This is a genomic window from Geothrix sp. (genome assembly GCF_030219325.1).
Taxonomy (GTDB): domain Bacteria; phylum Acidobacteriota; class Holophagae; order Holophagales; family Holophagaceae; genus Geothrix.
In genome coordinates this window covers 3,126,284-3,151,181 of the sequence record NZ_CP126625.1, presented here as the reverse complement: position 1 = coordinate 3,151,181, position 24,898 = coordinate 3,126,284, and the positions used below count along the sequence as shown (strand labels likewise).

22 protein-coding genes and 2 tRNA genes are annotated in these 24,898 nt (G+C 68.5%); 9 read left to right on the top strand and 15 right to left on the bottom strand.

Annotated elements, in window-relative coordinates; all coding sequences use genetic code 11:
• Genes QOZ81_RS14040 through QOZ81_RS14010 form a run of 7 tightly spaced genes read right to left on the bottom strand, consistent with a single transcriptional unit; the run spans position 1 to position 7,954 of the window.
• Positions 1–405, bottom strand: coding sequence for a response regulator transcription factor (locus tag QOZ81_RS14040; RefSeq protein ID WP_291205037.1), 405 nt, complete (start codon positions 403–405; stop codon positions 1–3).
• A gap of 57 nt (positions 406–462) precedes the next feature.
• Positions 463–1,686 (bottom strand): YaiO family outer membrane beta-barrel protein, encoded by a 1,224-nt coding sequence (locus QOZ81_RS14035; protein ID WP_291205039.1) that lies wholly within the window; start codon positions 1,684–1,686, stop codon positions 463–465.
• Positions 1,683–4,172, bottom strand: coding sequence for a sulfatase-like hydrolase/transferase (locus tag QOZ81_RS14030; protein ID WP_291205042.1), 2,490 nt, complete (start codon positions 4,170–4,172; stop codon positions 1,683–1,685). Before QOZ81_RS14030 ends, QOZ81_RS14035 begins: the two co-directional genes overlap by 4 nt.
• A complete protein-coding gene (locus QOZ81_RS14025) occupies positions 4,169–5,050 on the bottom strand; it encodes a tetratricopeptide repeat protein (protein WP_291205045.1) in 882 nt (293 codons plus the stop codon). The genes QOZ81_RS14030 and QOZ81_RS14025 overlap by 4 nt, the downstream gene beginning before the upstream one ends.
• A gap of 1 nt (position 5,051) precedes the next feature.
• Positions 5,052–5,993, bottom strand: a complete 942-nt coding sequence (locus QOZ81_RS14020; RefSeq protein WP_291205048.1) for a hypothetical protein — start codon at positions 5,991–5,993, stop codon at positions 5,052–5,054.
• Between the two features lie 3 nt (positions 5,994–5,996).
• Positions 5,997–6,959, bottom strand: coding sequence for an alpha-ketoacid dehydrogenase subunit beta (locus QOZ81_RS14015; RefSeq protein WP_291205051.1), 963 nt, complete (start codon positions 6,957–6,959; stop codon positions 5,997–5,999).
• Positions 6,956–7,954, bottom strand: coding sequence for a PLP-dependent cysteine synthase family protein (locus QOZ81_RS14010; RefSeq protein ID WP_291205054.1), 999 nt, complete (start codon positions 7,952–7,954; stop codon positions 6,956–6,958). Before QOZ81_RS14010 ends, QOZ81_RS14015 begins: the two co-directional genes overlap by 4 nt.
• Positions 7,955–8,014: 60 nt before the next feature.
• On the opposite strand from QOZ81_RS14010, the gene QOZ81_RS14005 reads away from it, so the two are divergent.
• Positions 8,015–9,697, top strand: a complete 1,683-nt coding sequence (locus QOZ81_RS14005; protein ID WP_291205057.1) for a DNA repair protein RecN — start codon at positions 8,015–8,017, stop codon at positions 9,695–9,697.
• Positions 9,698–9,703: 6 nt separating this feature from the next.
• Here QOZ81_RS14005 and QOZ81_RS14000 read toward each other — a convergent pair whose 3' ends face one another.
• The 4 genes from QOZ81_RS14000 to der all read right to left on the bottom strand — a co-directional run bounded on the left by QOZ81_RS14000 (position 9,704) and on the right by der (position 15,968).
• Positions 9,704–10,384 carry a response regulator transcription factor gene (locus tag QOZ81_RS14000; RefSeq protein ID WP_291205060.1) on the bottom strand — a complete coding sequence of 227 codons (681 nt, stop codon included), beginning with the start codon at positions 10,382–10,384 and terminating at the stop codon, positions 9,704–9,706.
• A 59-nt stretch (positions 10,385–10,443) separates the two neighbouring features.
• On the bottom strand, positions 10,444–12,783 hold the full coding sequence (locus tag QOZ81_RS13995; protein WP_291205063.1) for a M4 family metallopeptidase: 2,340 nt from the start codon (positions 12,781–12,783) through the stop codon (positions 10,444–10,446).
• A gap of 276 nt (positions 12,784–13,059) precedes the next feature.
• Positions 13,060–14,316 (bottom strand): metal-dependent hydrolase family protein, encoded by a 1,257-nt coding sequence (locus QOZ81_RS13990; RefSeq protein WP_300714873.1) that lies wholly within the window; start codon positions 14,314–14,316, stop codon positions 13,060–13,062.
• Between the two features lie 71 nt (positions 14,317–14,387).
• Complete coding sequence (der, locus tag QOZ81_RS13985) at positions 14,388–15,968, bottom strand: ribosome biogenesis GTPase Der (protein WP_291205069.1); 1,581 nt, start codon at positions 15,966–15,968, stop codon at positions 14,388–14,390.
• A gap of 101 nt (positions 15,969–16,069) precedes the next feature.
• Here der and QOZ81_RS13980 point away from each other — a divergent pair, with 101 nt between their 5' ends.
• Entirely contained in the window at positions 16,070–16,474 is a 405-nt protein-coding gene (locus tag QOZ81_RS13980; protein WP_291205072.1) for a nuclear transport factor 2 family protein, read from the top strand.
• Positions 16,475–16,495: 21 nt separating this feature from the next.
• On the opposite strand, the gene QOZ81_RS13975 is transcribed toward QOZ81_RS13980, so the two are convergent.
• The 4 genes from QOZ81_RS13975 to QOZ81_RS13960 form a co-directional block, all read right to left on the bottom strand.
• Complete coding sequence (locus tag QOZ81_RS13975; RefSeq protein WP_291205075.1) at positions 16,496–16,843, bottom strand: ArsR/SmtB family transcription factor; 348 nt, start codon at positions 16,841–16,843, stop codon at positions 16,496–16,498.
• Complete coding sequence (locus QOZ81_RS13970; RefSeq protein WP_291205078.1) at positions 16,830–17,288, bottom strand: SRPBCC family protein; 459 nt, start codon at positions 17,286–17,288, stop codon at positions 16,830–16,832. The genes QOZ81_RS13975 and QOZ81_RS13970 overlap by 14 nt, the downstream gene beginning before the upstream one ends.
• 878 nt (positions 17,289–18,166) lie before the next feature.
• A tRNA-Asp gene (locus QOZ81_RS13965) sits at positions 18,167–18,243 on the bottom strand.
• A gap of 28 nt (positions 18,244–18,271) precedes the next feature.
• Positions 18,272–18,347 (bottom strand) — tRNA-Val (locus QOZ81_RS13960).
• A gap of 194 nt (positions 18,348–18,541) precedes the next feature.
• Here QOZ81_RS13960 and QOZ81_RS13955 point away from each other — a divergent pair.
• The 7 genes from QOZ81_RS13955 (at position 18,542) to atpC (ending at position 24,849) form a co-directional block, all read left to right on the top strand.
• Positions 18,542–19,054, top strand: coding sequence for an ATP synthase F0 subunit B (locus QOZ81_RS13955; protein WP_291205081.1), 513 nt, complete (start codon positions 18,542–18,544; stop codon positions 19,052–19,054).
• A gap of 2 nt (positions 19,055–19,056) precedes the next feature.
• Positions 19,057–19,794 (top strand): ATP synthase F0 subunit B, encoded by a 738-nt coding sequence (locus tag QOZ81_RS13950; protein ID WP_291205084.1) that lies wholly within the window; start codon positions 19,057–19,059, stop codon positions 19,792–19,794.
• Positions 19,791–20,333 (top strand): ATP synthase F1 subunit delta, encoded by a 543-nt coding sequence (atpH, locus tag QOZ81_RS13945; RefSeq protein WP_291205089.1) that lies wholly within the window; start codon positions 19,791–19,793, stop codon positions 20,331–20,333. The genes QOZ81_RS13950 and atpH overlap by 4 nt, the downstream gene beginning before the upstream one ends.
• A 36-nt stretch (positions 20,334–20,369) precedes the next feature.
• The gene (atpA, locus tag QOZ81_RS13940) at positions 20,370–21,938 is read left to right on the top strand and encodes a F0F1 ATP synthase subunit alpha (RefSeq protein ID WP_291205093.1); all 1,569 of its coding nucleotides are present in this window, start codon (positions 20,370–20,372) and stop codon (positions 21,936–21,938) included.
• Between the two features lie 4 nt (positions 21,939–21,942).
• The gene (atpG, locus tag QOZ81_RS13935) at positions 21,943–22,824 is read left to right on the top strand and encodes an ATP synthase F1 subunit gamma (protein ID WP_291205096.1); all 882 of its coding nucleotides are present in this window, start codon (positions 21,943–21,945) and stop codon (positions 22,822–22,824) included.
• A 119-nt stretch (positions 22,825–22,943) separates the two neighbouring features.
• Positions 22,944–24,365 (top strand): F0F1 ATP synthase subunit beta, encoded by a 1,422-nt coding sequence (gene atpD, locus QOZ81_RS13930; protein ID WP_291205099.1) that lies wholly within the window; start codon positions 22,944–22,946, stop codon positions 24,363–24,365.
• Between the two features lie 61 nt (positions 24,366–24,426).
• Entirely contained in the window at positions 24,427–24,849 is a 423-nt protein-coding gene (atpC, locus tag QOZ81_RS13925) for an ATP synthase F1 subunit epsilon (protein ID WP_291205102.1), read from the top strand.
• Positions 24,850–24,898 lie beyond the last annotated feature (49 nt).

The window sequence follows — 24,898 nt, the reverse complement described above, 5'->3', positions numbered from 1 at the left end:
TCAGCCCGCGCTGAAAGAGCGCTGATGCATCCGCCAGAGGCGTTCCACCAGGACCTGCGCCGAGATGGGCTTGGTCATGTAGTCGTCGGCCCCGGCCGCCAGGCAGCGGATCATGTCCTGCTCGTTCTGGTTGCTGGAGATGAGCAGGATGGGCACGCGCCCCTTGGGCGGCGGCAGATCGCGGATCTCCTGGACGAGGCGGAAGCCGTTCATGGCGGGCATCATCAGGTCCGTGGTGACCAGGTCGATGGGTTCGCGCTGGAGGATCTCCAGCCCTTCGACGCCGTTGGAAGCCATGAAGACCTTCAACCCTTCCATCTCCAGGCGCGCCTGGATGAGCCGGGCAGTTGCCTGGTCATCCTCCACGACTAGGACCCGGGTGGGGTCAGGCCACTTCCGACTCATGGGGAGAGATTAGCAAACAAGACGCTGTTTCAGCGCTCTCCGCTGCTTCAGATGTGATCAGAAACGCCACTCCAGTCCGGCGCCGAAGGTCGTCTGCGCCCGCTCGACGCCCTGGCCGAGCTCCTGCTTCTCGTAGGCGAGGCTGCCCGACAGGATGAGCCGCCGGTGGATCCACCCCTGGGCGGCGAGGCTGGCCTTGCGGGAGCGCAGGTTGAGGATCTCGGCATTGGGGTTGGGCTGATCCGGCGAGACGCCGGAACCGAGGCTGAAGGTCAGGTGGTTCTCGCCGTCGCCGAAGTAGCGCCGCACCGCAATGGAGCCGGACTCCGACGAACCGATGGAACTGGGCGTGGCGTTGGCCCGGAGGCTGAAGAGGTAGTCGCCCCAGTACTTCCCCAGGGAGCCGGTGTAGATCGTGACGGTCGAGGCGCTGAACCGCAGGTGGCGGAAGCCGAGGGAGCCTTCGAGGCCGCGGGGGAAGGACTGGTAGATCTCCCCGCCATAGCGGCGGTGGGGAAAGAGGCTGGACTCGGAGAACCCGGCGTTCAGGTAGAAGTAGGTGCCGTCCTTCCAGCGCGGGTAGGCGTCCACCTCGAGCTGGCTGCCCGTGTCGCCGAAGCGGGAGGCGCGGTTGACGCGGCCGATGAGGGAGCCGGCGTCGAAGCGGTGGGCCATGCCCAGGGAGGTCATCTTCCAGGGGTCGAAGGTGCGGTCGAAGCGATCGTAGGTCTGGGTCAGGGACACCTTCGAGCGCTGGCTGAGCTCGGCGAGGTTCTCGATGAGCTGGCGGGCCTCGTACAGCCCCGGATCCGCCGCCAGGGACTGTCTGGCCGTTTCGAGGGCCTCGGGGTAGGCGCCCAGGGCCTTCTGGGCCCGGGCCTTGCGGAACAGCAGGAGGGGCTGGGCCGGCCGCAGGGTCAGGCCCTCGTCACAGAGGGTGAGCGCGGTGCGCGGATGATCCGACCAGAGCTCCAGGTCCACCAGGGCCACGCGCCCGTCCAGGTGGCCGGGCTCGGCGCGCAGCACCTGCTGGAGCTCGGCCCGACCCTCGTCGTAGTGTCCGTCCCAGGCGTGGATGCGTCCCATCAGGATGCGGATGTCGTGGTAGCCGGGGCTGCGCTGGAGGGCCGTGCGACAGAGCTCGAGGGCCTCGGCCCGCTTGCCGTCGAAGGCTAGGCGACGCGCCCTGGCGAACAGCTCATCCACCCCCTCCTGCCCCCACAGGGCCAGCCCCGCCGTGAGCAGCAGCGCGGGTCGATGGATCCTGGCGATGGGCGTCATGGGGATCCTTTTCCGGGAGTGAACGCGTAGAAGGCGTTGAGGTGATCGATCTCCTGGAGGATCAACCGGTCATAGCGCTGCTTCAACTCAGGTGTGACGGTGATCCGGGTTCCCTTCGGGTCGGATCCAAGGTCGAAGCAGTGATCGGCGAAGTTCACGCCATCCGAGACATAGAGGGTCTTCCCATCGCCGCTGAGAATGCCCCAGACCGCGCCGTAGCTGGAGGCGATGAGGTGGTGGTCCCGGCGGGCGCGGTCCTGCTCGGCCTGTGTCTGTGTCCAGAGGGGGCGCCCCAGGACGGGGTCCGAGGCCAGGGGGCGGTGGCCCAGCAGGTAGTAGAGCGTCGGCGTGAGGTCCGTGAGGAAGGCCGCCCGGCTGGGATCCATGACCAGCCCCGCGCGGAGCTTCTCCGGCACGTGGAGGAGGAGGGGCACCTTCATGATCTCGGGGAACAGGGTGTAGGCGTGGCCGAAGCGCCCCTCCTCCCCGAGGGAGTCGCCATGGTCCGCCGTGAAGATGATGAGGCTGCGGTCGTAGCGGCCCCGGCCCTTCAGGTACTGGATGAAGGCCCCGAACTCGGCATCCAGGCGGCGGAGACGGCTGGCGTAGGGCGCGTAGAAGCCGGGATAGTCCCCCCCGCCCGGCACGTCCTTGCCCTCGCGGCTGATGGAGGAGATGTGGAGGTCCTGGGCCTGGCTGTAGACGAAGACGGGGCGGTTCGCGGGGGCCTGGTCGAGCCTCCCCTGGAGGTCCTTCAGGGTCGCGCCCAGGCGCAGGTCCCCGGTGCCGATGCCGGCATCCAGCCGGACGAGGTCCGGCGTGGGTTTCACCACCACGTCGAGGATGGAGTCCATGGACAGGTACGGCCGGTAGCCGTCGGCCTCCACCAGCTTCTGGAGGGTGTTCAGGGGGTGGAAGGGGACGATGTACTGCTTGTGCAGGAGCATGCCCCCGACCCAGATGGAGGGCTCGGAGAGGCCGGTGGCGCCGTAGCGGGTGAAGGCCCGGGGAACCACGGTGCTCTCGGCCGCGAAGCGGTCGAGGTTCGGCGTGAAGGTCACCCGCGGGTTGTAGGCCCCCAGGTAGTCCTGGCGCAGGCTGTCCACCACGAAGATGTAGATGTCGGGCCGATCCACCGTCGAGGGGGCCAGGGGATCGACGAAGCGCAGGTCCTTCGCATCGACCTTCACCGCGTGGGGGATGTTGCTGTTGGCCAAAAGGATCCGGTAGATGGATTCGCCGCTGCCGGCAGGGGGCCGCAGCAGGTTGGCCACCAGGTGGGCGGAGGCATCGAAGCCCGCGTGCGCCTCCACGGCCCGCGCGACCGGCCGCGGCAGCCAGTCCTTCGACGGCTGCGGCAGGGGCGTGCCCCAGAGCCGGAACAGGGCCAGCAGGCCCAGCGGCGCCGCGAAGAGCCGGGGTGACCAGGAATGGGGTCCGGGCGTGGCGGACTGGCTCAGGTAGATGGGCGTGAAGACCAGGACCGCCACCAGGATTGCGCCCAGCTGCTGGAAGAGCTGGTTCCAGTCGAAGCGCGAGACCTTCAGCCCGAACAGTAGGGCCACACCGAGGGCCAGGAGCAGGCCCGCCGCCACGCTCCAGCGGTTCACCCGCACCGGGTGGAGGGGGCGGAGGAAGGCCTCCAGGGCGCTGCCCACGGGGCGCTCCCCGAGCCCCACCTGGGCCAGCAGGGCCACCACGCAGAATCCCAGCAGCAGGGCCACGGCCAAGGCGAAGGGCCCGGCGAAGGCGATGCCGGGGAAGACGACCAGTTGGAGGATCCCGGCGAAGGAGGCGGTGAGGGCCAGCAGGGTGAGGAGGAACTCCGCCGCGCGGATCCGCGGGAAGAAGCCCGCCGCGGCCTGCAGCCCCAGGAGCGCCACCGCCGCCATGGACAGCACCAGCCCGTGGGCCAGGAAGCTCCATCCCAGCGTGGTGGCGGCTTCCCAGGGATGGACGGAGGTACCCGAGGCCAGGGCGCGGCCCAGGCCGATGGCGAAGAAGGTCAGGGTGACCAGCGCGGCCGTGAGGAGCGACGACACGAAGAGGCGGCGGGCATCGTCCGACCCGGCCTCGCGCTGGGGCCAGGCCGCCCGGGCCTCGACCAGATCCAGGGCCAGCAGCGCCCCGGCGGCCGCCAGGAAGGCCAGGGTGCCCAGGCGGGCGGGGAACCCGGGCGCCAGGTGGCTCAGGCCGGACACGGGGATCAGCGCCAGGGCGCCGAGGGCCATGGCACCCAGGAAACACGCCCGCCAGGGCGCAAGCCTGAACCCCGGCGGCTGGCGGTCCGCCATGGCGTTGGCGACCACGACCAGGAGCAGGGCCCAGGGTTGGAGCCGCATGGCGGTGGGCAGCCAGGGCAGGAGGCCGGCCCGGATCACGGCCTGGTAGGTGAAGGGGATGTCCACCAGCAGGCAGGCGGTGGCCGAGGCGACCATGACCAGCAGGAAGGCCCCGCGGGCCCAGGGGCGCAGGCTGGGCGTCACGGCCGGCCTCCCTTCGGCAATCCCGCCAGCCGCGTCCGGGCCGCCGCATGGCCGGGATCCAGCTGCAGGATGCGGCCGTAGGCGGCGCGGGCCGCGGGCAGGTCGTCCTGCTGTTCCGCCACGCCCCCCAGTACCTGCAGGACATCCAGGTAGTCGGGGCTCATGGTCCGCGCCACCTCGAGCTGGCGGCGGGCCTCAGCCAGGTTGCCCTCGGAGCGCAGGGCCATGCCCAGGATCAGCCGCGCATCCACCGAAGTCGGAGACCGCTTCACGGCCTCCTCGGCCATGCGTCTTGCCTCGACGGCGCTGCCCGTGAAGAGGGTCATGCGCGCCAGGCCCACGCGGAGGTCGGTGCTGTCGGGATGCTGCTTGAGCCCCTGCTGGTAGACGGCCCGGGCCTTCTGGAACTGATGGTCGCGTTCCCAGGCCCGCCCCAGGTAGAAGGCCGCGTCCGGATTGTCCGGCTGCAGGTCCAGCCACCGGGCGAAGGCGTCCGTGGAGGCCTTCAGCTGACCCAGCTTCCGGTAGGTGTCCCCGAGGGTGGGGAAGGCCTCCCAGGGGGTGGGCGAGACCTTCAGGTAGGCCTCCCAGGCGGCGGCGCACTCCGGCCACTGGCCCAGGTGCTCGTGGATGTCGGCGAGGCGGCTGAGGTAGACGTGGTTGGTGGGATAGGCCTCGTGCAGCTCGCGGGTCGGGGGCAGGGCCTCGGCATAGCGACCGGCCCCCACCAGGGCCCGGCTCTTCTCCTGGAGGTCCCGGGAGGCCTGGAGCCCGCCATCCTGGGCGCTGCCCTCCTGCGCGGGGGCCTCGCTCAGCACCCATCCACAGATGGCGAGCACGAGGAGGGCGGCGACGAAGCGCCGGAGGTGCGGAGGCATGTCAGGGCTGCCCGGAGGCGGCGGTGGCGGGGGCGGGGGCTTCGATCAGCTCCAGCCAGGTCCGCAGGTGGTGGATGGCGAAACCCCCGAAGGCCCTCTTCTTGGCGAAGGCCTGTTCGGTGGCGGCCATCTCGCGGGTCAGCGCGGCCGCACCCCGGTTCCGGAAGGTCACTTTCGGGGGCTGGGCCTCGCCGGTTTCGAGCCCCAGGAGCACGACCTTCCCAAGCGCCGTGCCATAGGCGATCTCCTCGCGGGCATGGGCGATGATCCCGTCGGGACCTTCCGCCCGGTTCCGGTAATCCATGACCGCCACGTAGTCGTAGAGGTCCTGCAGGTGGGCGTTCAGGGGCTTGGTCACGCCCTCCCACGCCACGGTGAACCCGTCGTACCAGAAGGGGATCGCCGCGCCCACGAGGAAGTCCCCCCCTGCCTGGCGGGCCATGGCCACCCATTCCCGGGACCGGGCGAGGAACATCCGCGACAGGGCGACGCGCGTCCCGTCATTCCAGGAATCCAGGGCATGGGGCTCGATGTCCAGGTGGACGCCGTCGAAGCGCTCCTGCGCCCCGGCGGTGGCGTTGTAGTCGAGGATGTGCTGCATCATGGCGCGGGCCGCCGGATCGCGCTCGGGCAGCACGTACTCCCAGGTCTTCATGGGGTACGAACCCAGCAGCGCCTCGACCCGGAAGCCCGCCGCATGGAGGCGGGCGAGAAGACCACGGTAGGCCGCCCGCTCATTGAGGATGGGATTGCGACCCCGGTAGTCGTCGGCATACAGGAACAGCGTGCGGAAGCCGTGAGTCCGGAGCAGGCCCGCCACGCGGGTTTCGTAGGCCCGGTCATCCAGGAGGCGCAGGGTCTCGGTCTCCCACACCCAGATGGCCTTCGGAGCCGCCGGAAGGACGGCGCAGGCCAGGAGCAGGAACAGGGCGCGCAAACGCATCCCTCACCAGGCCAGCAGGCGGTCCAGTTCCGAGCGCACGCGCTCGACGCTGGGCAGGGCCGCAGCTTCCAGCGGGGGGCTGGCCGGTGTGGGCGTGTCCGCGGCGCCCACCCGCAGCACCGGCGCATCGAGCCAGGGGAAGCAGGTCTCGCCGATGCGGGCCGCCAGCTCCGCGCCGGGGCCGTAGGTGCGGCTGGCCTCCGTGAGCACCAGCACGCGGTGGGTGCGCCTGGCCAGGGCCGTGATGGTCTCGTCATCCAGGGGCCAGAGGGTGCGCAGGTCCAGCACGGCCACGTCGAGATCGGCCACGGCCGCCAGGGCCACCTGCTGGGCCGCGCCGTAGGTGATGATGCAGGCCGCAGCGCCGTCCTTGCGCAGGGCCGCCTCGCCGAGCCGGGCCGTGGGGGGCTCGTCCCACTGGTCCCTCAGCCGGCGATAGAGGTGCTTGTGCTCGAAGACCATCACCGGGTCCGGGTCCTCGATGGCCGCCCGCAGCAGGGCGTAGGCATCGCGCACCGTGCCCGGCGCGATGACCTTCAGGCCTGGGCTGCCCAGGAAATGCCCCTCGGGGTTCTGGCTGTGGAAGGGCCCGCCACCATTGCCGCCGCCGGAGGGCCCCCGGAAGACCGCGGGCACCGTGGGGCCCCAGCGCCAGTGGGCCTTGGCCGCGAAGTTCACCATGAGATCCGCGGCCAGCAGCGCGAAGTCCATGAACTGGAACTCCGCCACGGGCCGCTGGCCCATGAGGGCGAGACCGATGGCCGAACCGGCGATGGCCTGTTCGGCGATGGGCGTGTCGATCACCCGCTCCGGGCCGAAGCGCGCCAGCAGGCCCTCCGTGGCCCGGAAGGCACCTCCGTAGGCGCCGATGTCTTCGCCCAGGCAGCAGACGCGGGGATCGGCCTCCATGGCGTCATGAAGGGCCTGGCGGATGGCCTCGACGTAGGTGCCGGAAAAGGCGGTCATTCCTTCTCCAGCAGTCCGCGTTCCGCCAGCCAGGCGTCGTTGAAGATGCTGCTGAGGTAGCGGCCGGCGCCATCGGGGAAGACGGTCACGATGCGAGCCGGACGGTCCATGGGGGGAAGGTTCTTCGCCACCTGCAGAACGGCCCAGAGCGCCGCGCCGCTGGAGCCGCCGCCCAGGATGCCCTCCTCCTTCACGAGGCGCCGCGCCTGATGGAAGGCCTGGCGGTCGGTGACCTGGAGCATGTCGTCGAGCTGGTCGAACTCCATGGTGTGGATGAGGAACTCGTCGCCCAGACCCTCGAGCTTGTAGGGACCGGCCTTGGGTTCCTTCTCGCCATGGAAGTGCGGCGAGAATACGGACCCCACAGGATCCACGGCGATGACCTTGATGTTCGGGTCCCTCTCCTTCAGGTAGCGGCCCACGCCGCTCACGGTGCCGCCGGTGCCCGCGCCGGCGATGAGGTAGTCGATGCGGCCCTCCATCTGCTCCCAGATCTCGGGACCCGTGCCCGCGTAGTGCGCGGCGTTGTTCTCCCGGTTGCCATGCTGGTCGGGGAAGTAGCAGTTGGGCGTCTCCCGGGCCAGGCGGGGCGTGATGTTGTTGTAGCTGTCGGGGTGCTCCGGGGGCAGGCTGGTGTCCACCTTGTGGACCAGGGCGCCCAGGGCCAGCAGCTGATTGAGCTTCTCCTGGGAGATGGTGTCGCGCACCACGACCTTGAGGCGGTAGCCCTTCTGGATGGCCATGAGGGCCAGGCCCATGGCCGTGTTGCCCGAGGAGTTCTCGATGATGGTGTCGCCGGGCTTCAGGCGGCCGTCCCGCTCGGCGGCTTCGATCATGTACTTCGAGATGCGGTCCTTGCTGCTGCCCATGGGGTTCAGGAACTCGAGCTTGGCGAAGGCCTCCACCGGCAGGTCCGCGACGACGCGGCGCAGCCGGACCAGGGGCGTGTTGCCGATGGCCTCCAGGACGCTGCCGCAGGGCTTCCGGTACGACATGGCATTTCCTCCATCAGCCAGTATGCCCGGGGCGGGGCCGCCTTCCGTTACCCTGAAGCCATGCTCGTGTCGCTCCGCATTCAGAACCTGGCCCTTGTGGAAGACCTGTCCCTGGACTGGGGGCCGGGCTTCACGGTGCTCACGGGCGAGACGGGCGCGGGCAAGTCCCTGCTGGTGGATGCGCTCTCGCTGCTGGTGGGTGCCCGCGGCGATGCCGAGCTGATCCGCCACGGGGCCGAGCGGGCCACGGTGGAGGCCGTGGTGGAGGGCCGCTTCGAAGCCTGGCGGGCCTTCCTCGCCGAGCGGGGCCTGCCCGAGGAACAGCCTGTGGTGCTGCGCCGCGAGATCGGGTCGGGCCGCAGCCGTGCCTGGATCAACGGGGCCAGCTGTGCCCTGGCCGATTTCCGCGAGGCCGGCCGCCTCTGGATGCGGCTCACCAGCCAGCACGACCACCAGTCGCTGCTGGGCGAGGACCGCCATCTGGCGCTCATCGACGAGGTGCTGGGTCTCGATCCCTGCCTGGAAGCCGAAGCCGCGGCCGTGCGGGAGGCCGAAGGCGCCCTCAAGGCCCGGCGCCGGAGCCAGGCGGACCGGGAGCAGCGCCTGGAGCAGCTGGCCGAGGCCCTCGCGGACCTCGACAAGCTGGCGCCGAAGCCGGGGGAGTGGGCCCAGCTCAAGGCCGACCGGGAGCCTCTCCGCCACGCTGTGCACCTGGAAGCAGCCTTCCGGGAGGCTGCCGAGGCCCTGAACGAGGGGCTGCCCAAGGTCGAGCTGGCCCACAAGGCGCTGATGCGGGCCGTGGCCCACTGGCCGGATGCCGTGGCCGAGCAGGACCGGCTCCGCTCCGCGGTCCTGGAGCTGGAGGATCTGCTCGCCCTGGCACAGGATCAGGCCCTTCGCTGGGCCGGCGCCGGCGCCAATCGCATCGAGGCCATGGAGGCGCGCCTGGCGTTGTACGAGCGTTTGGCCCGCCGCCACCGCTGCGAGCCAGAGGAACTCCCGGACCGCCTGCTGACCCTGAAGGCCGAACAGCGCTCCCTCCTGGCAGGAGACGCACCCATCAAGGAACTGGAAGCGGCCCTGGCCCGTGCCGTGGAGACCTACCGTCGTGGGGCTGAGGCCCTGCATGGCAAGCGCACGGCGACCCTGCCCAAGCTGGAGTCCGAGGTTCAGAAGCGTCTGGGCCACCTGGGGATGAAGGGGGCGCGGATCCAGCTGCGCCTGGCCCTGGCGGAAGACCCTGGCAGTCCAGTCGAACAGAGCGGCCGGTCCGTGCGCGTGGCCGCCACGGGCTTCTCGGCCCTGGCCATCTGGATCGAACCCAATCCCGGCGAGGGCTTCCGCCCCCTGGCCAAGATCGCCTCCGGCGGCGAACTGAGCCGTCTCATGCTGGCCCTGGTGGGTGCGGGACTGGCCCTGGGCGCGGGCGTCCGCGAGGGCCTCACCCTGGTGCTGGATGAAGTGGACGCGGGGCTTGGGGGCGAGACGGCCCTGGCCGTGGGACAGGCGGTGGCCGAGCTGGGTCGGGCCCACCAGGTCCTGGCGGTGACCCACCTGGCCCAGGTGGCGGCCCGGGCGGACCGGCACGGATGCCTGCACAAGGAGACTGAAGGCGGCCGCACGCGCAGCGCCCTCAGCTGGGTCGCGGGGGTAGCCCGCACCCGGGAGCTGGCGCGGCTTCTGTCGGGCCAGCCCGATCGCGCGGAGGCCATCGAGCACGCCAAGGTGCTGCTGGAGCGCTGACCGGCCCTACCGTGCCTCGATGACCAGGCCGCGTCCCCGCTGGGTGTGCAGCAGGGGGCGATCGAAAGGGCCGTCCACCTTCGCCCGGAGGCGCCGGATCTGGGCATCCAGGGCATTGGGGCTCCGCAGGTCAGGCCGGTGATTCTCGCCGCCCCAGAGGGCCAGGGCCATCTCGTCCCGGCTGACCACCTGGCCGGGCCGCTCCAGCAGGAGGGCCAGCAGGGTGTACTCCTTCGGCGTGAGGTCGAGGCGACGCTCCCCCCGGTGCACCCGACGCAGATCCGGCTCCCAGATCAGGTCGGCCACGCCCACCCGGCGGAGCCGGGAGGGCATCCGGCTCCGCCGGATGAGGGCCCGCAGCCTGGCCGCCAGCTCCGGCATGGTGAAGGGCTTGCAGAGGTAGTCATCGGCGCCGGCTTCGAGCCCACGCACGCGGTGTTCCGGGGTGCAGAGCGTCGTCACGAAGATCAGGGGGGTGGTGATCCCGGATTCCCTCAAACGCCCGACGAGATCCATGCCCGAGATGCCCGGCAGGGCGATCTCCGCAACCAGGGCCTCGCAGGCGGAGGCCCGGGCCAGGGCGTCGTGCCCGGTTTTCACCCACTCCCAGAGGAAGCCCTCCGAGGCCAGGCCCTCGATCATGCGCCGGGCCTCGACTTCGTCTGGTTCTGCGATCAGGACCGCCATGGGGGCAGTCTAACGAAAAACAGGGCCGCTCGCGCGGCCCTGTCTGGGGAGGTGGTGCCTCAGCGGGTGAGGGCGAGGTTGTAGGGGGTGGTGGTGCTGGAGCCGGCGTAGGCGATCACCTTGATGTAGAACACGGTGGCCGTGGCCGAGGTGTTGCTGTAGGTGATGCTCTCGGTGGCGGTGCTGCCCAGGCTGCTCTTCAGCGTGGTGCCGCTGCTGTTGAGGAAGTAGAGGTCGTAGTCGACGCCGGAGGGGCCGGTCATGTTGACGGTGATGCTCTTGCCGGGCTGGACGTTGACCTTGAAGTAGTCGATGTCGGTGGTGGAGCTCATGTAGCCGACGATCTTGTTGACGGTATCGCCGACCACGTTGGCAGTGGCTCGGGTGTTGTTGCTCTCCACCTCGTTGAAGGTGGTGCCGGTGGTGGTGTTGCTGGTGCTGAAGCTGACGGCGGAGGAGGAACCGACGTTGCCGGCGGCGTCATAGGCCTTGGCGACGAGGCTGTGGGTGCCGTTGGCCAGGTTGGCGGAGTTGTAGGTGACGCTGTAGGGCGAGGTGGTGCTGGTGCCGACGAGGGCGCCGTCGATGTAGAACTCGACCTTGGTGACGCCGACGTTGTCGGTGGCGGTGGCAGAGAGGGTGATGGTGCCCGTGGTGCCGGACTCGGAGGCCGTGGAGGTGGGGGCGGTGGTGTCGCCGCCGGTGGATGTCCAGGCGGCGCCCACGTTGATGCCGTGGAAGGCGTTCCACACGGCCTGTTCCTGCGCGCTGCCGGCGCCGTAGAGATCCTTGGCGGCGCTGATGGAGGCGGTGCGGGCCGCGGCGTAGTTCGAGCTGGCCGTCAGGTAGGTCGAGAGGGCTCGGAACCAGATCCTCGCGGCGGCGTCATTGCCGACGCCGGTCATGCCGGAGGGCAGGTAGGTGGTGCTGGTGTTGCCGGTGGTGGTGGCGCCCTGGCTCAGGAAGTAGAAGCAGCGGTTCATGGGGCCGCTGGAGTAGTGCACGTCGAGGCTGCCGACGGAGGATGACCAGGCATCCGGAGAGGCGCCGTCCAGGCTGGGCTTGTACATGTAGCGCAGGGGGGTGGAGGCGAGCTGCTCGCCGATGGTCCAGTTGCCGCCGGTGCTGCCGATGGTGGAGCCGGAGCCTCCGCGGGAATAGAACTCGATCATGGTGCCGAAGATGTCGGAGTTGGACTCGTTCAGGCCGCCCGACTCGCCGGAGTAGGTGAGGTTGGCCGTGCGGGCGCAGACCCCGTGGCTCATCTCGTGGCCGGCCACGTCGATCGCGGTCAGGGTGGTGAAGCTGCTGCCGTCGCCGTAGGTCATGCAGAAGCAGGTGTCGGACCAGAAGGCGTTGTCGTAGCTGTTGCTGACGTGGACCCGGCTGTAGGTGGCGGTGCCGGAACCGTCGATGCCGTTGCGGCCGAACACGTTCAGATAGAAGTCCCAGGACTTCGCCATGCCGAACATGGCGTCCACGGCGGCGGTCTGGCCATTGGCGGCGGTGGTCGAGCTGCCTTCCACGTAGTTGGCGCCGTCACCCCAGGTGTTCGTGGTGTTGGTGTAGATGGAGCCGGTGGCCGTGGAGGTGGTGGAGGCGTGGTTGGAGTTCGTCACCACGTTGTTGCCGAAGGTGCCGCCCGAGCCGCGGGTCATGTCGCGCATCTCGAAGCCCGACGTGGTGCTGTTGGTGTTGAGGGACACCACGCCGTTGTACTGGCTGTTGCCCGTGCCGACGGCGGCGGAGGTGTGCAGGGTGTTCCACTGCTTCAGGATGGCGCCGGTGTGGGCGTCCACCATGTAGTCCGTGTGCTTGATGCCGTCGAGGTCATTCTCGAGTTCGGTGTGGACGTGGTAGGCCAGGACGAAGCGGACCACCTGCCGGGTGACCTCGGTGGCACTGAGTTCCTGGTCCAGCGAAAGGCGGCCGGCCCGGCGGACGGGGACGTCGACTTCCTGGGGGAAGACCACGAGTTCCGTGGTGGGGACGTAGGAGAAGGCGCCCTTGGGGGACAGGTCCGACTGGACCACGGCCAGGGCCTCGCCCGAGGCCAGGGAGGGCGTCACGTTCAGGAGGATGTTCTTGTGCAGGGCGTTGGTCAGCGGCAGGTCGGCGCCGTTGCGGTCAGTGTGGGTGATGGCGTCGCCGCCCCAGACCCGCACGCCCTTGTAGAGCTGGGTGAAGTGGCCATGGGTCTGGCCGAGGTCATCCGAGTGCGAGGTGCGCAGGCTGAACGCGTGGTCGGCATCCAGGCCCAGCTGGGCCCGGCTCGCGTGGAGGCGTTCAGCGGCACTGTTCACGCGCAGGGTCTCCTGCGGTGAGCTGGCGAAAAGGGAACCGGCAGCCAGGGCTGCGGTGACGAAGGACAGGGCCAAGCGGCCTTTGGTAGTCGCCATGGGCAACTCCTCACGGGGGAAGGGGGGGGGTTCACAGCCACCCAGGTTCTTCCGGCCTGGGTGGCTCCTGGCAGCTGCGGTTTGATCCGTGGCGGCCTGGGGTGACGTGTGGAAAGAACGGGAGCGTGGGAGTCAGCTTCCGGGCAGACCCACAGTCGTCTCAAGTTAAGGCTTGTTAATTTTCTTGAGAATCAATTCTATTTAATATTTTTACGAATAAATATATGTATATTAATACTTAATAATCAATTCTAAGATCCACTTTGCAGGAAATGATCAAGGAATTCGCAAGACCATCTTGCCGTCCTTCATGACGAACCGGACCCGTTCAAGGGTGCTGATGTCGGTCAGCGGGTCTCCATCCACGGCGATCACGTCGGCGATGTGGCCGGGCTCCAGGGAGCCGATCTCGCCGCCCATGCGCAGCAGTTCGGCCGCAACGAGGGTGGCGCTCTGAAGGGCCTGGAGCGGAGTCATGCCATAGCTCACCAGGTAGCGGAAGTCCGCGGCCACCTGGCCGTGTTCGAAGACGCCGATGTCCGTGCCGTAGGCGATGGGAATGCCGGCATCCAGCGCGACCCTGAAGCCCGCTTTCCGGAGGGGCAGGATGGCCCGGGCCTTCGCCAGGGAGCCTTCGGGGACCTTGTAGGGATTGCCGGGGAGCAGGATGGACTCCAGCGCGTAGAGGGTCGGGACGAGGAAGGTTCCGCGGGCCTTCATCTCCTTGGCCGTGGCCGGGCTCAGCAGGCTGCCGTGCTCGATGGAGCGCACCCCGGCCTGGGTCGCTTCCAGGATGCCCGCGTCGCCGTGGGCATGGGCGCACACGTCCAGGCCCCGGCGCCGGGCCTCCTCCACGATGGCCTTGAACTCGGGCGGACTGAAGCTGGGCGCGCCGGGGTCGTCGTGATTGGAGAGCACCCCGCCGGTCGCGTGGAGCTTGATGAGGTCCACGCCGCGCTTGTGCCACTCGCGCACGGCGTGCCGTCCCGCGTCGGGGCTGTCCACGATGTGGTCTTCCCCGACGTGCACATGGGGCGGGAACCCGTTGAGGTCGCCGTGCCCGCCCGTGATGGACAGCGCCGGCCCGGCCACCAGCATGCGGGGGCCGGGGATGTCGCCCCGGGCGATCGCATCGCGCAGGGCCACGTCGCCGAAGCCGGCGGAGGCGCCCACGTCCCGCACGGTGGTGAAGCCGGCCTCGAGCACCTTGCAGGCATTCACCACGCCGTCCAGCACCATGGCCGCCTGGCTGCGCTTGAGGTAGCCCAGCTCTCCCAGGCCGGCAGGGAACAACAGGTGGGTGTGGCAGTCGATGAGGCCCGGCAGCAGGGTCCGGTTGCCGAGATCAATGATTTCGACCCCGGCGGGTGGTGGTCCGGCCTGGATCCGGCCGGCCTTGACCCAGAGCTGCCCCGGGGTCTCCAGCTTCCCGGTGCGGACGTTCAGCAGCCGGGCCGCCTTGAGGATCAGGGGACGCTCCTGTGCGGATAGGCTCATGGCCAGGAGGCAGGCGAAGAGGCAACGCAGGGGCATGGGAACTCCCGGGGAAGGGCCCAGGTTAGCCCAAGCCAGCCACCCTTTTCAGGCAACTTCCCCGAGGGCCTCTAGGACCGCTTGGTGGATTTCTGCCGGACCCGCTTGGGCGGGGCGCCGGGACCCTTCCGCGGCGCCTGCTTGGCGGCGGGCTTCGGGCCCTCCTTCTTCTTGGGCCGGGGGCGGGGCTTGATCTTGTCGGCCTTCTGGGCCTGGAGCGCTTCGTTGCTACGGGAGGGTTTGAGGCCTTCGCCGGGGTCCAGGATGCGGCGCACCACGGCGGTCTCCACCGGCTCGTCCTCGCCCTTCTGCTTCTTCTGGATGCTGAGCCGCAGGGGCACGCCCGCCAGCCCGAACTGCTCCCGCAGGCGGTTCTCCAGATAGCGCACGTAGCTGAAGTGCAGGCCACGGTCGGTGTTGGTCTTGATGACGAAGCTCGGGGGGCGCACGCCCACTTGCGTCATGAAGTAGAGCTTGGGCAGCTTGCCATCGATGGCGTGAGGGCTCATGGCGGAGACCGATTCGCGCAGGAAACGGTTCAGCTCGCTGGTGGGGATCCGGTGCCCGTGAGCCGCGGCCAGCTCGTCGATCATGCCGAACAGCTTGGAGACCCGCTGTCCGGTCAGGGCCGACAGGAAGATCATGGGCGCGTGGTGCAGGAAGCCCAGGCTGCGGCGCAGGTCCTCCTCGGCGCCGTAGATGGTGTGCGTGTCCTTCTCGACGAGATCCCACTTGTTCACCACGAGGATGACGGCGGCGCCGGCTTCCTGGGCGTAGCCGGCGATGACGGCGTCCTGGTGGGTGGCGCCTTCGACGGCATCCAGCAGCAGGAGGCTCACATCGGCCCGGGCCATGGCCTGCTTGGCCTTCAGGATGCTGAGCTTCTCGGCGCCCTCGTGGGTCTTGCCCTTCTTGCGGATGCCGGCCGTGTCGATCATCCGGTAGACCTTGTCCTTCACGGTGAAGACCGTGTCCACCGTGTCCCGGGTGGTACCGGCGACCTCGCTCACCAGACTGCGCTCGTAGCCCAGCAGGCGGTTCGTCAGCGAGGACTTGCCCACATTGGGCCGGCCGATGAGGGCGAAGCGCAGCTCGTCCGACAGGGAGTGGATCTCGGCCTCTTCGGGAGTGCGGTGGAAGGGGAGGCGGGAGCGGATCGCCTCGATCAGCTCGGGCACGCCGGCCCCGTGGGCCGCCGAGATGGCCAGGACCTGGTCGAAACCCAGGCCGTAGAAGCCGCCGTCCGGCGCGCCACCCTTCATGCCGTCGAGCTTGTTGATGACCAGCAGCAGGGGTTTGCCCTGGCGGCGGAGGCGAGTGGCGATCTCCTCGTCGCCGGCGGTGAGGCCGTCGTGGCCGTCCACCAGCAGGATGGCCACGTGGGCCTCCTCGAGGGCGGCCTGGGCCATGCGGGTGATGCCCTGGGTGATGACGTCGTCGCCCTCGAAGTCGAGGCCGCCCGTGTCCACCAGCTCGAAGACCTCCTCGGCCTCGCCCTCCTCACTCAGGCAGGTGACGCGGCCGTAGCTGCGGTCCCGGGTCATGCCCGGCAGGTCGTGGACCAGGGCCGCCCGGCTGCGGGTGAGCCGGTTGAAGAGGGTGGACTTGCCCACATTGGGGCGTCCGCAGAGGGCGACGAGGGGCAGTTTCATATGAGTTCCAAGCCTTTCAGTCTATCGGGCATAGGTCGAAAGGGCACGGACGGATTTCCATGGGGCGGCTAGAGTGAGGCTCTCGTTCCAACGGAGTGTCCATGATCCGACCGCTGTCCTGCCTGCTGATGCCCGCGCTGCTGCTGGCTGCGCCCACCCCCAAGAACCTCAGCCCGGCGGGCACGGTGGAGCGGCAGATCGAGCTGTTCAACGCCCACGACCTGGAGGGTTTCCTGGCCCTCTTCGCGGACGACGTCGAAGTCTCCGAGATCCCCGGCACCTCCGCGCCCACGGGAAAAGCCCGATTGCGGGAACTCTATGCCGAGCGGTTCAGGGCGAACCCGGACCTGCACGCCTCGGCCAAGGCCCAGATGCTCTCCGGCACCTTCGTGATCCAGAAGGAGGTCATCAAGGGGCGGGCGGGGAAGAGTGACCCCCTGGAAGCCCTGGTGATCTACCAGGTGAAGGCGGGGAAGATCGTGAAGATGTGGGGGCTGCGGGACTAGGGTCTGTTTTCAAAACAGACCCTAGCCGCGCTCGACGAAGGCCTTGAGCCGACCCAGCGCGTCGTCCCACTGCCGGGACAGGCGCTCCAGGTAGGCATGGGCGTCGCCCAGGCGCCTGGGCTCGAGTTCCCAGATGCGCTCCCGGCCCTGCCGGCTGCTCCGGACCAGACCAGAGGCAGCCAGCACATCCAGGTGCTTGGTGAGGGCCTGCCGGGACACGGCGAACCGGCTGCCGAGACGGGTGACCGAGAGGGGGCCGCTGGAGCAGAGGGTGACCAGGAGGCCCAGCCGCGTCGCGTCTCCCAGGGCCGCGAAGAGGGGTGCGGCGTCCTTCACCCGGGCAGGCGAGAGGGCCTCAGCCCGCGACATGGCGTTCGATGTTGACCAGCTGCTGGGCCCAGCCGCCATCGTTCATGCGGAAGGCCTCCTCGCGACGGCCCGCGGGCAGCAGGTCGAAGCCGGATTCGACCACCCGGAGCAGGGTGTCCCCACCGGAGGGTTCCAGGCGGAATTCGACGAGGGTGCTGGGCTCGCCCGAATAGTCCACCTTCGGATCGATGGCGTAGGGGTGCCAGCGGAAGGAGAACAGGGTCTCCGCCTCCATGCGTTCCACCAGGACTTCCATGGTGATGTGCTCGTAGCCGGGCCAGGTGATCTTCCCTCGGTTCCACTGGCCGGGGACGAAGGGGCCATCGAGCTTCACGCGGAACCAGGTGCCGAATTCCCCGGCGTCGGTGAGCGCCCGCCAGACCCGGGACTGCGGGGCGCGGAGCAGGATCTGCTTCTCAATGCGGTCGGTGGTCAGTGTGCTCATGGGCAACCTCCGGGTTACAGGTTGGGGCGTCTTTGGAATCGCGCAACCCATGGGTTGCATAATTTTTCAGGCCCCTTCTGGGGCCGGGCTGGATGGAGGATGCTCCGCCCGGGTCTCCGAAGGAGAGAGCGGCCGACCTGTTGACGATGTTCAGCCCCGGCAGCCCCGTCTCCACGCGCCAAGGGGCCGGGGGGCTCGACCATTCGACTGCAGCGAAGCGAAAGGAGAATAGGACGGCATGACTGCAGGTCATGGCCGCCCGGAGGGCGAGGGCGGAGCCCGAGTCAGCGCGGCTCCGTCGCCCTTCGGGCTTGCATCCCCGGTCTCGTTCGGCGCCACAGAGGCTCCGGCTCCGCGAGCTAGCGAGCGGGAGCGCCCTCCGGGGGAGGGCGCGTCAGATGGAGAGTGGCGCCTCGGCGAGCCCACTCGACGCTGGATCCCGGCCAAGCATTGCGTGGCTGGGACGGGTTCGCGCCCCGGCAGCCCCGCCGTTCTCCGCCACTCGTGTCGACCCATACCATCGAGGGCTCGAACGGGTCTGCCGCGCCCTTCGGGCTTGCATCCCCCGGTCTGGCCACACCTGTTCCGGCCCTCCACCGGAGGGCCTCCACGACGGTGTGACCAGCCCACTCGACCATAGATCCCGGCGACGCATGCGTCGCCGGGGCGGGTTCGAGCCCCTGCAGCCCCGCCGTTCCCCGCCACTCGTGCCGACCCATACCATCGAGGGCTCGAACGGGTCTGCTGCGCCCTTCGGGCTTGCATCCCCCGGTCTCGTTCGGCGCCACATTTAGTGGCGCCTCGGCGAGCCCACTCGCGGGTTCGAGCCCTGCTTTTATTCCGCCAACAAAAAGGCCCCCGGGTGGGGGCCTTTTTGTTGGCGGGGCTGACGGGGCTCGAACCCGCGACTTCCAGCGTGACAGGCTGGCACTCTAACCGACTGAGCTACAACCCCTTGCGTTTACTGCTTTTCACCAGGTGTCTGGTGGGCGATGACGGGCTCGAACCGCCGACATGCTGCGTGTAAGGCAGCTGCTCTACCGACTGAGCTAATCGCCCGAATCGCCGAACCGAAATCCTCCCACAGGGGCCCGGAAGGGTCAAGGACAAAGCTCCGGATTGAGGGAATGAGACCAATCTGGTAGGGTTTTAGGACTCCCGTGCCAGAGGTTCCCGCGGACCATCAGCTGGTGTCGGTGTGACCCTGGCTGAACTGTCGGCCGTGGCCTTGGGATGTTTCTGGAGGGTGGCCTGTGGCGCTGCTGGAACTGGCGAATCTGACGCTCCGATCACCGCAAGGGGGTGGCCCGGTCGCGCGCATCCTGGCCCAGATGCCGGATCCCATGCGCCCGGACCTGCCGGCCCTGCTCTTCGTGATCGTCCTGCTCGTGGTGCTCTACTTCTACCTCCGCGTGGTGTTCTTCCAGCCCATCACGAAGGTGATGGAGGACCGCGACCGGGATCTGAATGCCGGCGGCGACGCCAAGGCCCAGGCTGCCGCCGCTCTGGAGGCTCGCCAGAAGGACTACCAGTCCCGCCTGAAGGAACTCCGGGCCAAGGCGTTCGAGCGGCGCAAGGCGCTGTCAGACGCGGCCGGCAAGGAGAAGCAGCGCCTCCTGGACGAGGCCCGTACCAAGGCCCAGGCCGAGCGGCAGGCGGCGGTGGAGTCCCTCAAGGCCCAGCAGGCCACGGCCAGGCAGAACCTCCTGGCCCAGGTGGACGCCCTGGCCGAGTCCATGGCCCAGACCCTTCTGAAGCAGGCCTGAGCATGCACAAGCTGACCCGACTCTCCCTGGCAGTCCTGCTGTCCCTCAGCCCTGTGGCGCTGGTGGCGCAGGCCCATGATGCCCATCCGGCCCCGGCTGCCGAGAAGCACGAAGCCCCCGCGGCCGGCCATGAGGCCCAACCCGCAGGCCACGAGGCCCAAGCGGGCGAGGCCCACGCCGCTCCCGGTGAAGCCCACGGCACCGAAGCCCATGGCGGCGCCCACCACGGCCCGGCCATGAAGCTCTTCGGCAAGGAGTACGGCAACGGCGGTGCCTTCCTCGTCCAGCTGCTGAACTTCGCCATCTACGGCGCGGGTCTCTTCTTCATCCTGAAGGGTGCCCTGTCCGCCATGTTCAAGTCCCGCAAGGAAGAGCTGGAGACCATGCTCGCCCAGGCGGAGCGTGACAAGGCCGAGGGCGAAGCCCAGATGAAGGACATGGAAGCCAAGATGGCCGGGCTCGAAGGTGAGCTGGCGGGCATCCTGGCCAAGGCCGAGACCGATGCCGAAGCCGAGAAGCAGCGCGTGCTGGAGGCCGCCAAGGCCGAAGCCGCCGTGATCCTCGCCCAGGCCCAGGCCGAGATCGGCTACCAGAAGCGCCAGGCCGAGCAGGAACTGCGGGCCCTGGTCGCCGAACTGGCGGTGGAAGGCGCCGCCAAGCGCCTGGAAGCCAAGCTGCAGGGGCCCGAGGCCGCCAAGGCCGTGGACCGTGCCATTCAGCAGATCGGAGGCGCCCAGTGAGCAGCCGCCTGACCGCCCGGCGCTACGCCAAGGCCCTCCTCCAGATCGCCGACAAGCAGGGGAACGTGCCCCAGCTTCAGCAGGAACTGGAAACCGTGGCCGCCACCGTGGCCGCCAATGCCGACCTCTCCCGCCTGGTGGCCTCGCCCCTGGTGCTGCCCACCAAGAAGGCCCAGGTCTTCGAGACCATCCTCGCGGCCGCCAAGGTGAGCGAGTCCATGCGGCACTTCTTCAAGGTGGTGGCCGAAGCGGGCCGTCTGAACCTGCTGCCCGACATCCGCCGCACCTTCGCCGACCAGGTGGATGAGCGGGCCGGCATCGTGGAGGCCAAGGTGACCAGCGCCCAGCCCCTCTCGGACGCCCAGGCCAAGGCCCTCATCGCCTCCCTCGGCACCCGCACCGGCAAGACCATCCGCCTCAGCTGGCACCAGGACGCCACCCTCCTGGGCGGCGTGAAGGTCCAGGTGGGCTCCACGGTCCTGGATGCCTCGCTCCAGGGCCAGCTCCGCCAGCTCAAGACGCAGCTTCTCACCGCCTAATTCATTCGCTTTCAACTCGCAGGTTTGGAGGACTTCATGGACATCCGCGCGGAAGAGATCTCCCGCATCATCCGCAGCCAGATCGAGGGCTTCGATGCCCAGGTCGACGTGGCCGAAGTCGGCACCGTCATCAGCGTCGGTGACGGCATCGCCCGCGCCTACGGCCTGGAGAAGGCCATGTCCGGCGAACTGCTGGAACTGCCCCACGGTGTCATGGGCCTGGCCTTCAACCTGGAAGAGGACAACGTCGGCATCATCCTGCTGGGCGACGCCGCCGCCATCAAGGAAGGCGACACCGTCAAGCGCACCGGCAAGATCATGTCCGTGCCCGTGGGTCCCGCCTTCGTGGGCCGCGTGGTGGACGCCCTGGGCAACCCCATCGACGGCAAGGGCCCCATCCAGGCCGCCAAGACCAACCCCATCGAGCAGATCGCCCCCGGCATCGTGGATCGCAAGAGCGTGCACGAGCCCATGCAGACGGGCCTCAAGGCCATCGACAGCCTGATCCCCATCGGCCGTGGCCAGCGCGAGCTGATCATCGGCGACCGCCAGACCGGCAAGACCGCGGTGGCCGTCGACACGATCATCAACCAGCGCGAGACCGGCGTGATCTGCATCTACGTCGCCATCGGCCAGAAGCGCTCCACCATCGCCCAGGTGGTGAAGACGCTCGAAGAGTACGACGCCATGAAGCACACCATCGTGGTGGCCGCCTCCGCCTCCGAAGCCGCCCCGCTGCTGTTCCTGGCCCCCATGACCGGTGCCGCCCTCGGCGAGTACTTCATGTGGCACGGCAAAGACGGCCAGCCCGCCGGCAAGGACAACCCGGGCGGCCACGTCCTCTGCATCTACGACGATCTCTCCAAGCAGGCCGCGGCCTACCGCGAAATCTCCCTGCTGGTGCGTCGTCCTCCCGGACGTGAGGCCTACCCTGGCGACGTGTTCTACCTCCACTCCCGCCTGCTGGAACGCGCCTGCAAGCTCAGCGATGAGCGGGGCGCGGGTTCGCTGACGGCCCTGCCCGTCATCGAGACCCAGGCCGGTGACGTGTCCGCCTACATCCCCACCAACGTCATCTCCATCACCGACGGCCAGATCTTCCTGGAGAGCGACCTCTTCAACGCGGGCGTCCGCCCGGCCGTGAACGTGGGCATCTCCGTGAGCCGCGTGGGCGGTTCCGCCCAGGTGAAGGCCATGAAGTCCGTGGCCGGCACCATCAAGCTCGACCTGGCCCAGTACCGCGAGCTGGCGGCCTTCGCCCAGTTCGGCTCCGACCTGGACAAGGCCACCCTGGCCCAGCTGAACCGCGGCCAGCGCCTGGTGGAGATCCTGAAGCAGGGACAGTACTCGCCCATGGCCGTGGAGAAGCAGGTGGTCATCATCTGGGCCGCCACCAACGGCTACGTGGATGACCTGCCGGTCGCCCAGGTCCGCCGCTTCGAGGCCGAGTTCATGGCCTACCTCGACGTGAACGCCCCCGAGGTGCTGCGCGGCATCCGCGACACCAAGGTGCTGAGCGACGACGCCAAGGCCCAGCTCAAGACCCAGGTCATCTCCTTCAAGGAGACCTTCACGGCCTCCCTGAACCAGACCACGGGAGCCTAGTCCGATGGCCGGTCTCCAGGACATTCGCCGCCGCATCCGGTCGGTGAAGAACACCCAGCAGGTCACCAAGGCCATGAAGATGATCTCCGCGGTCAAGCTGCGGAAGTCTCAGGAACGCCTGGTGGCCCTGCGCCCCTACGCCACCAAGATGATGGAAGTCGTCCGCCGGGTCGTGGGCCGCATCAAGGGTGATTCCGAGATCCAGCCGGGACCCGCCGCCCAGGCCTTCCTGTCCCCCCGCGAGGAGAAGCGCATCCGCGTGGTCCTCGTGGCCTCGGACAAGGGGCTCTGCGGCGGCTTCAACGCCAACGTGCTCAAGGCCGCCACGGTCTTCGTCTCCGAGTGCCAGGCCGAGATCGTCCATGTGGACGTGGTCGGCAAGCGGGCCGCCGAGTGGGCGAAGAAGCGCAAGCTGGCTCCGGCCGGGGAGTACCTCAACGTGCCCCTGACGGGCCTCCAGCAGGTCGTGACGGAGATCTCGAAGAGCGCCTCGGAGCAGTACCACGCCGGCGAGATCGACGCCCTCTACGTGATCTACAACTACTTCAACAGCGCCGTGGCCCAGACGCCCACGGTGTTCCGGGTCTTCCCGATGGAACTGGATCGCCGCGCCGAAGGGCGGGACGCCGTCGAGGTCTCCCACCTGCTCGAGCCCGATCCCAACGCGGTGCTGGAGACCCTGCTGCCCCGGTTCGTGGAGACGGAGCTGCTGCGCAACCTCCTAGAGAGCAGCGCCTCCGAGCACGGCGCCCGCATGGCGGCCATGGACAAGGCGAGCAACAACGCGGGCGAGATGATTGCCAAGCTGACGCTCACCATGAACAAGATCCGCCAGGCCAGCATCACCAACCAGATCATCGAGATCGTCAGCGGCGCAAATGCTTGAAACCGCGAATTTCGCGAATGTTCGCGAATGGAACGGCCCAATGAACCACCGGCATTGCTTTTAAGTTCTTCTTCGCGCCCATTAGCGTCATTCGCGGTTACTTCTTTTCCGAGGTCCCCATGTCCAACACCCTTCAAGGCCGCGTGATCGCCGTCGTCGGTCCCGCCGTGGACGTCGAGTTCGACAGCCACCTCCCCTCGATCATGAACGCGCTGCACACCGACATCGGCGGCGCGCTGGTGACGCTGGAGGTGCAGCAGCACCTCGGCGAGAACCGCGTGCGCTGCGTGTCCATGCAGCCCACCGAGGGCATGGTGCGCGGCCAGATCGTGACTGACACCGGCAAGGCCATCAACGTGCCCGTGGGCCCCGAGACCCTGGGCCGCATCATCAACGTGGTGGGCGATCCCGTGGACGAGCGCGGCCCCATCGGCCACAAGATGACCCTCCCCATCCACCGCGAGGCCCCCAAGTACGAGGACCTGAACACCTCCTCCGAGATGTTCGAGACGGGCATCAAGGTCATCGACCTGCTGGAACCCTACGCGAAGGGCGGCAAGACGGGCCTCTTCGGCGGCGCCGGCGTGGGCAAGACCGTGCTGATCATGGAACTCATCAACAACATCGCCAAGGGCCACGGCGGCTATTCCGTGTTCGCTGGCGTGGGCGAGCGCACCCGCGAGGGCAACGACCTCTGGCACGAGATGATGGACAGCGGCGTCATCGACAAAAACGACCTCTCCAAGAGCAAGGTGGCGCTCATTTATGGCCAGATGACCGAGCCCCCCGGAGCCCGTGCCCGCGTGGCGCTCACCGGCCTCACCGTCGCCGAGTACTTCCGCGACGTGGAAGGCAAGGACGTGCTGCTCTTCGTGGACAACATCTTCCGCTTCACCCAGGCCGGCGCCGAAGTGTCCGCGCTGCTGGGCCGCATGCCCTCCGCCGTGGGCTACCAGCCCACGCTGGCTACGGAAATGGGCGAGCTGCAGGAGCGCATCACCTCCACGAAGAAGGGCTCCATCACCTCCGTGCAGGCCGTCTACGTGCCGGCGGACGACTACACGGATCCCGCGCCCGCCACCACCTTCGCCCACCTGGACGCCACCACCAACCTCTCCCGTGAGATCGCGGCCCTCGGCATCTACCCCGCCGTGGATCCCCTGGCCTCCACCAGCCGCCTGCTGGATCCCCGCATCCTCGGCGAGCACCACTACAACACCGCCATGCGCGTGAAGGCGATCCTCCAGAAGTACAAAGAGCTGCAGGACATCATCGCCATCCTGGGCATGGACGAACTGTCCGACGACGACAAGCTCATCGTGGCCCGCGCCCGCAAGATCCAGCGCTTCCTCAGCCAGCCCTTCTTCGTGGCCGAGCAGTTCACGGGCATGTCCGGCAAGTACGTGAAGCTCGAGGACAGCATCAAGGGCTTCAGCGAGATCTGCGACGGCAAGTGGGATCACCTGCCCGAGCAGGCCTTCTACCTCGTCGGCACCATCGAGGAAGCCGTCGAGAAGGCTGAGAAGCTGGCGGCAGTCTAGGTTTGCAGTTCCCCGGCTCGGAATCCGCGAAGCGGATTCCGAGTATTCCAGAGAGATTGTCATGTCCCAAACCATCAAGCTGGAAGTCGTCACCCCGGAGCGGCCGGTCTTTTCCGCCGAGGTGGCCGAGGTGCAGTTCCCCACGGCCTCCCGCGGCTACTACGGCATCCTGCCGGGCCACACGCCCGTCATGACCGAGGTGGGCGACGGCCTGCTCTACTACATCCAGGAGGGCCAGAAGCACTGGATCACGGTGTTCGGTGGTTTCGCGGAGATCGGACCGGACCACGTGACCATCCTGGCCCGGGAGAGCGAGACCATGGACATGCTCGACCTGGAGCGGGCCGAGGCCTCCCGGCAGCGGGCCCTCAAGCTCCTCAAGGATGCCCAGACCGAACACGACCTGGCTGCGGCCCAGGCCAAGCTCAACGCCAGCCTGATCCGGCTCCAGGCCGCAGGACATCCCGCCGGCCACGGATTCTGATCCGGACTCATCGCGCCCTCCGGCCCGCCTGTGGGCGGGAACCATCCTC